Source organism: Streptomyces sp. NPDC000594 (assembly GCF_040299965.1).
In the GTDB taxonomy this organism is placed as follows: Bacteria; Actinomycetota; Actinomycetes; order Streptomycetales; family Streptomycetaceae; genus Streptomyces.
The window spans coordinates 22,705-29,593 of the sequence record NZ_JBEPCY010000055.1; the positions used below are offsets into that span (position 1 = coordinate 22,705).

7 protein-coding genes are annotated in these 6,889 nt (G+C 74.1%); all 7 read left to right on the forward strand.

What is annotated here, in order from left to right; all coding sequences use genetic code 11:
- The first annotated feature begins 361 nt into the window (after positions 1-361).
- The 7 genes from ABT354_RS36660 to ABT354_RS36690 all read left to right on the forward strand — a co-directional run bounded on the left by ABT354_RS36660 (position 362) and on the right by ABT354_RS36690 (position 6,680).
- Positions 362-1,129 (forward strand): class I SAM-dependent methyltransferase, encoded by a 768-nt coding sequence (locus ABT354_RS36660; RefSeq protein ID WP_351502113.1) that lies wholly within the window; start codon positions 362-364, stop codon positions 1,127-1,129.
- Between the two features lie 76 nt (positions 1,130-1,205).
- A complete protein-coding gene (locus tag ABT354_RS36665; protein ID WP_351502115.1) occupies positions 1,206-1,889 on the forward strand; it encodes a helix-turn-helix transcriptional regulator in 684 nt (227 codons plus the stop codon).
- Entirely contained in the window at positions 1,886-3,019 is a 1,134-nt protein-coding gene (locus tag ABT354_RS36670; protein ID WP_351502117.1) for an aminotransferase class I/II-fold pyridoxal phosphate-dependent enzyme, read from the forward strand. Before ABT354_RS36665 ends, ABT354_RS36670 begins: the two co-directional genes overlap by 4 nt.
- A 147-nt stretch (positions 3,020-3,166) precedes the next feature.
- Complete coding sequence (locus ABT354_RS36675; protein ID WP_351502119.1) at positions 3,167-4,162, forward strand: ArsR/SmtB family transcription factor; 996 nt, start codon at positions 3,167-3,169, stop codon at positions 4,160-4,162.
- Between the two features lie 379 nt (positions 4,163-4,541).
- Complete coding sequence (locus ABT354_RS36680) at positions 4,542-5,234, forward strand: HAD family hydrolase (protein WP_351502121.1); 693 nt, start codon at positions 4,542-4,544, stop codon at positions 5,232-5,234.
- Between the two features lie 146 nt (positions 5,235-5,380).
- A complete protein-coding gene (locus ABT354_RS36685; RefSeq protein ID WP_351502124.1) occupies positions 5,381-5,935 on the forward strand; it encodes a hypothetical protein in 555 nt (184 codons plus the stop codon).
- A gap of 79 nt (positions 5,936-6,014) precedes the next feature.
- The gene (locus ABT354_RS36690; protein ID WP_351502125.1) at positions 6,015-6,680 is read left to right on the forward strand and encodes a DUF305 domain-containing protein; all 666 of its coding nucleotides are present in this window, start codon (positions 6,015-6,017) and stop codon (positions 6,678-6,680) included.
- Positions 6,681-6,889: the final 209 nt, after the last annotated feature.

The following is a 6,889-nucleotide window of genomic DNA, read 5'->3' on the forward strand; positions in this document are numbered from 1 at the left end:
CGCCGCCCCCCTTGCGGTGGACACGTCGCACCCATGGCCGTCCAGGGGTGGCGGAAGGCGGGCAGGCACAACGAAGGCGCCGGGGACCGGGGGCGTCGTCACCGCCCGGCCATGCTCGGCGCCGCAGATACATGGATGACACAAGGATAACGGGTGCCACCCCCGCCCCACGGCGCTCACCGCCCCCACCGCCGGGCCCCGAAGACGTACGACCGCCCCCGCCGCCGGGCCCGAAGGCGTACGAGCGGGCCCGGCGCCGGGGCCCGAAGGTGGACGACCGGGGCCGGCGCGGCCGGGCGGGCCCCGGCGGGCCGGGAAAAGGCGGGGCGACGGCCGCCCGGCGCATGTCAGGCTGCTCGGCATGGCTGATCGCGCGCTGAGCTTCGGGACCATGGCGGAAGCCTACGAACGGTTCCGCCCCGGGTATCCCATGGAGCTGTACGACCTGGTGAGGGGGTACGCGGGGCATCCGCTGCGGACCGCGCTGGAGATCGGCGCCGGGACGGGCAAGGCGACCCGTGTCTTCGCCCGGCGGGGGGTCGCGGTCACCGCGACCGACCCCGACGGGGCCATGCTCGCCGAGCTGCGCGGACAGGTCCCGGACGGGGTCAGGACGGTACGGACCACCTTCGAGGAGGTGGTGCCGGACCAGCGGTACGGGCTGGTCTTCGCGGCGGCGGCGCTGCACTGGACCGACCCGGAGGGGCGGTGGTCGCGGGTGGCCGCGCTGCTGGAGCCCGGGGGTGTGTTCGCCTCCGCCGGGGGTCCGGTCCGGCCGGCCGACCCGGCCGTGACGGAGGCCGTGCGCGCGGCACGGGCGCCGTTCCTGGAGAGCGACGAGATCCCGTCCCCGGACGGCACCCCTCCGGAGCAGGAGATGCAGTGGCCGGGTACGGAGCTGCGGCGGTCCGCGTGGTTCACCGATGTACGGCAGCACACCATCGAACGGCGTCCGGCGATGGCCGCCCCTGACTTCATCGGCCATCTCTCCACCGTCTCGGCCTATCTCGTCCTGCCGGACCGGGAGCGCGCGGAGGTGTTCCGCCGGATCGCACGGGTGCTGCCGGAGACGGTGGAGGTCGTCGCCGATATCACCGTCCATCTCGCACGCCGGAGCGACGAGGGGTAGCCCCCGGTGCCGGAGCACCCGGGGCGACCCGGAACCGTCCTGGACTTTCCGTCCGAGCTGGACTTAAAGTCCAGATGTGACCAGAGAACCGGAGCCGCCCGCCGATCCCACCACCGACCCCGCTGCCGATCCCCCCGCCGACCCCCGGCTGCGCCAGTGGGAGCCGGTCGCGCGGGCCATCGCGCTGCTGCTCGGCCCCTATGCCGAGGTGGTGCTGCACGACCCGGAGACCGACCGGGTGCTGGGCATCTGGAACCCGACCGGGTCACGGCGCGCGGGCGACCCCTCGTACCTCGGTGAACTCGCCGCGCTCGATCCGGCCGGCCGGGATGTCCATGGACCGTACGAGAAGGTGCTCGCCGACGGGCGCCGGCTCTCCTCGGTCAGCGCGGTGCTGCGCGCCCCGGACGGGCACCCGTCGGCGGTGCTCTGCGTCAATCTCGACCGCACCCCGCTGGAGCGGGCAGCGGCCCTGCTCTCCTCCTTCGGCGCCCCCACCGAGCACCGGCCGGAGCCGCTGTTCGAACAGGACTGGACGGAGCGGATCCAGCACGTCGTCGGCGGCTGGGTCCGCGACCACGGCCGCCCGGTCGAGCGGTTCGGCCGGGCGGACCGGCTCGCGGTCGTGCGCCTGCTCGACGAGGCGGGGGTGTTCGCGGTGCGCCGCGCCGTACCGGTCGTCGCCGGGGCGCTGGGCTCCTCCCGTTCCACCGTGTACGCCCTGCTCGCGGAGTGCCGAGCGGAAAGGACCCCCGCATGACCCGGCTGCCCGACTTCCGGCTGGAGACCTATCTCTCCCGCTGGGAGTTCACCGTACGTCACCATCTGACCGCCTCCGATGTACGGACGATGTCCCTCGGGGAGCTGCTGGAGCTGGCGGGGGACGAGGACCGCCGGGCCTTCGATTCGCTCTCGCTCGGGTACACGGAGACCTTCGGCGACCCCGCGCTGCGCGAGGCCGTCGCCGGGATGTACGAGCGGGTGGGCGCGGACGACGTGATCTGTTTCGCGGGGGCCGAGGAGGGCCTGTATCTCGCGATGAACGTCCTGCTCGGCCCGGACGACCATGCGGTGGTGGTCACCCCGAACTACCAGGCCGCCGAGACCGTGCCGCTGGCCCTGTGCGAGGTCACCGGGGTGGCGCTGGACGAGAAGCGGGACTGGGCGCTGGATCTGGACCGGGTGGCGGACGCGCTGCGGCCGAACACCCGGGTGGTCTCGGTGAACTTCCCCAACAACCCGACCGGGAAGGTGATCCCCGCCGCCGACTTCACCGCGCTGGCGCGGATGTGCGACGAGCGCGGCATCCGTCTCTTCAGCGACGAGGTCTACCGGGGTCTGGAGCGGGACCCGGCCCGGACCCTGCCGCAGGCGGCGGATCTGTCGGAACGGGCCCTGTCGCTCAATGTCACCTCCAAGTCGCTGGGCCTGCCGGGGCTGCGGATCGGCTGGATCGCCTGCCGGGACCCGGAGCTGCGTTCCCGGCTGGAGCGCGCCAAGCACTACACGAGCATCTGCAACGCCGCCCCCAGCGAGGTGCTGGCACGGATCGCGCTCACCGCGCGGACCACGATCCTGGAGCGCAATCGGGCCCTGATCGCCGCTCAGCTGCCGCTGTTCGACTCCTTCTTCGCGGGCTTCCCGGAGCTGTTCGCGTGGCGGGCGCCGGACGGCGGCTGTGTCGCGTATCCCCGCTATCTCGGCGCGGACGGGGTGGAGCGGTTCTGCGCCCGGCTGGTCGAGGAGGCGGGGGTGCTGCTGCTGCCCGCGAGCGTCTACCGCTCCGAACTGACGGCGACGCCCGGGGACCGGTTCAGGATCGGGGTGGGCCGGGAGGGTGCCAAGGCCGCGCTGGACGCCTTCGCGGACTGGCTGCGGACCCGTCACTGAGCCCGGCCACAGGGCAGATCCATGGGCCCGGTGGGCTCCGCGCGGCTCCGGCGGGAGCCCGGCGGCCTCCGGGCGGGGCCCGGTTCGCGGGTGGCGGCCCCGATCCCCCATCCTCGTAGCGGACAGCCGCGCGAGGAGAGGTTCCCGATGTTACGCATCCACTTCACCGGCGACGATCTGCGCAAGGTCACCATGGCGGACAGCTTCGACCCCCTGTGGGAGGTGCTGCTCAGCCTGCATCTGGCGCAGGAGCCGTACCACGGGCATCTCGCCTTCCATGAGTGGCGGCGGGCGATCCGCCCGCTGCTGCGGGACTCGCCCCCGCTGCGACGGCTGACCGAACTGGCCCGGCCCTGGGGGTACTCCCCCGACTTCCTCACCCCCGGGCGCGGGGACGAGGGGCTCCCGGCCCAGCTCGACCGGGTCCTCAGCACCCCCGGCACCCGGCTGCGGGCGGAGATGTCCCAGCTGGCGGAGGAGAGCCCGCCGTCGCCCTGGACCCGGGCCCTGGGCGCCGGGGACCCCCGGGCGCTGCGGGGGCTGGGCGAGGCGCTCACCGAGTACCACCGGCTGGCGGTGCTGCCGTACGAGGGGGCGATGCGGGCCCATGCGGAGGCCGATCGCGCCCGGCAGGCGCGGGCGATGCTCAGCGGCGGGGTGGACCGGCTGCTGTCGGAGCTGCACCCCCGGGTGGTCTGGGAGGCACCGGTGCTACGGATCCCGGTCTACGCCGATCAGGACATCCATCTGGAGGGGCGGGGCATCGTGCTGGTGCCGTCCTGTTTCTGCCGGCTCCAGCCGATCACACTCATGGACGGGGAGCAGCCGCCGGTCCTGGTCTATCCGGTCACCCCGCCGCTGGAACGGCTGATCCGCGATCCGATGCGGGCCGACCAGGACCCGGCGGAGCCGGTGGTGGCCCTGCTCGGCCGGACCCGGGCGGCGCTGCTGGAGGCGGCGGCGGTGACCGGGACCACCACCGAGCTGGGGCGGCGGGTCGGGGTCGCGCCCCCGGTGGTGAGCCGGCACACGGCGATACTGCGGAACGCGGGGCTGCTGGAGACACGGCGGGAGGGCGGCTCGGTCCGGCACCGGATCACCCTGCTGGGGCTGGCGCTGCTCCAGGGGGATCTGCCGGAGTGAAGGCAGAGTGACGGCGGCCGGGCGGCTGAGTGTTCAGCGGATACGGCGGGTGTAGCAGGTCCGGCGGGTACGGCGGGTGTAGCAGGTCCGGCGGGTACGGCGGGTGTAGCAGGTCCGGCGGGTACGGCGGCGCGCGCGAAAGGGGCTCGATTCGCCGTACGGTGACCACCCCCGTAGGCCACCGTACGACGGGAGCGTGCCGACCGGTCCCGCACCGGTGCGCTCCGCCGGTACGGGCGGGCGGCGGCGCGCCCGGCGTCCTCGGCGTTTTCGTTGTGGCTTCTACTGTCTCGCGTCCGGCCGGTCGCTTCCAGGCTTTGCGCTCCAGAGCAATCCCCCAGGCGGGAGGGGAACGAGAGGGGTGGGGCATGCTGAGGCGATGAGCACTGTCCCCACCGCATCAGTCCTTTTCGATCTCGATGGAACGCTCGTGGACAGCGAGCCGCATTACTGGGAGGCGGGCCGGCTGCTGCTGGCGGAGTACGGGGTGACCGACTACGACTGGGAGCGGCACACCCGGTTCATCGGCATCGGGACGCGGGAGACGCTGGAGATCCTGCGGGACGAGTACGGCATCGACGCACCGGTCGAGACCCTGCTCACCGTGAAGAACCAGCACTATCTGGCGCTGGTCCGGGCGTCGGCCGAGGTCTTTCCGCAGATGCGGACGCTGGTGGAGCTGTTGCACACGGCCGGTGTCCCGATGGCGGTGGCGTCCGGTTCGTCGCGGGCGGCCATCGACGCGGTGCTCGCGGCCACCGGGCTGGACGCGCTGATCCCGACGGTGGTCTCCGCCGAGGAGGTCGGGCGGGGCAAGCCCGCGCCGGATGTCTTCCTGGAGGCGGCCCGCCGTCTCGGCAGCGCGCCCGCCGACTGTGTGGTGTTCGAGGACGCGGCGCCGGGGGTCCTCGCGGCGCGGGCGGCGGGCATGCGCTGTGTGGCCATCCCCTCGGTGGCGGCGACGGCGGACGACCCGGCGTTCGCCACGGCGGATCTGCTCTACCCCGGCGGGCCGGAGGAGTTCACCGCGCGCGGGGCGTACGACTGGATCCACGGCGGCGCGGCCCGCTGAAACCCGCTCGGCCGGGGCCGGGTCTCCCGGGGGCTTCCCCCGTTCGCGCGGGGGAGCGCCCGGGAGCGGGCGGGGTCTTCGGTAGGGTCGGGGCAGACGGAACGCGGCCGGAAGAACCCGGCGGCGGCGGTACGGAGGCAGGGCACATGCGGACGGGCGGGTGGACACGAGCGGCGGGCGCCTGGGCGCAACTGCTGCTGGTCGCCGTGGTCGCGCTGGGTGTCTTTGCCATGCATACGACCGGGCACCCCGACATCGGGTCCGGGACGGGCCATGGCTCCGGCGGAGCCGGTGGTTCCGCCGCGCTGGCCATGGGCTCCGACACGGTCGCCCTGTCCGGCGCCGCCGGGGTACGGGATGTGCCCGGGGTACGGGATGTGCCCGGCGCGCCCGAGCGGGCCGCCGCCGCGCATGCGGAGGGCGCCGGGGCACCGCCGCCGTCCGCCGAGGGGCCGCGTCCTCCCGGCGCCGTCCCGGACCACGACAGCGCCTCGCACGACTCCGGCATGGCGATGGACATGTCCACCCTCTGTGTGGCGGTGCTCGGCGGCTGGCTGCTGCTCGCCCTGGTCCGGGCCGCGCTCGGACGGCGGGCGCCGGAGTGGCTGACGGCGCCGCGCGCCGGGCCGATCAGCGCGCTGGGCCCCCGGCCACCACCGCTCCCACCCGATCTCGCCCGACTGTCGATCCTACGGATATAGGCCTACCGCCCCGCGGGCGCTTTGTGCTGCCCGCGCACCGGTTCCCCATCCGTGGTTTCCAGCAGTGCGAGGTTTTCCCGTGAACGGTTCCCTTCCCCTGTCCCGCGGGCCCCGGGCCCGCCGCCGTACCGCCCTGATCGCCGTGGTCGTGGCGGCGGGACTCACCCTGGCTGCCTGTGGCGGCGGCGGTGACGACGACATGGCCGGCATGGATCACGGCGGCGACAAGAAGTCGTCGGCCGCGAGCGCGGACACCGGCCCGGCGCCGGGCGCCTTCAACGACGCCGATGTGATGTTCGCGCAGATGATGATCCCCCACCATGAGCAGGCGCTGGAGATGTCCGCCCTGGCCGCAGGACGGGTCGAGGACGCCGAGGTCAAGGCGCTCGCCACCGAGATCTCCGGGGCGCAGGACCCCGAGATCCGCACGATGCGGTCCTGGCTGAAGTCCTGGGGCCGTCCCGAGAGCGCCGGGGGCGGCCATGGGGGTCATGGCTCCGGTGGCGGTGAGATGGCCGGGATGATGTCCACCGAGGACATGGACCGGCTCAAGGCGGCGAAGGGCGCGAAGTTCGACCGTGCCTTCGCCGAGCTGATGATCGGCCACCACGAGGGCGCGGTCGAGATGGCGCGGGAGCAGCGCAAGGACGGCCGCAACGCCACCGCCAAGAAGCTCGCCGAGGAAGTGATCACGGCCCAGTCGGCGGAGATCGACCGGCTGAAGAAGATCCTCGACCGGCTCTGACCCGACCGGCCCCGGCCCCGGATCCGATCCGCAGCCGACGGACCGCCCTGACCCGCTGCCTCGACGGGCGGTCCTGACCGGCGGTCCTGACCGGCGGTTCCGACCGGTCTTCGGGCGCGGCCGGACCGGGCCCGGAGCACCCGCTTCCGGCCCCCGGCCGCGCCGCCGCGGTGGGGGGGGCGGCCGCGCGGGGGCCGCGCGGCGCGGGG

Excerpts from the sequence above, each read along its gene's own strand:
- ABT354_RS36685 (WP_351502124.1), top strand. The coding sequence starts at position 5,381 with ATGCGGACGGGCGGGTGGACACGAGCGGCGGGCGCCTGGGCGCAACTG.
- ABT354_RS36680 (WP_351502121.1), top strand. The coding sequence starts at position 4,542 with ATGAGCACTGTCCCCACCGCATCAGTCCTTTTCGATCTCGATGGAACG.
- ABT354_RS36660 (WP_351502113.1), top strand. The coding sequence starts at position 362 with ATGGCTGATCGCGCGCTGAGCTTCGGGACCATGGCGGAAGCCTACGAA.
- ABT354_RS36675 (WP_351502119.1), top strand. The coding sequence starts at position 3,167 with ATGTTACGCATCCACTTCACCGGCGACGATCTGCGCAAGGTCACCATG.
- ABT354_RS36670 (WP_351502117.1), top strand. The coding sequence starts at position 1,886 with ATGACCCGGCTGCCCGACTTCCGGCTGGAGACCTATCTCTCCCGCTGG.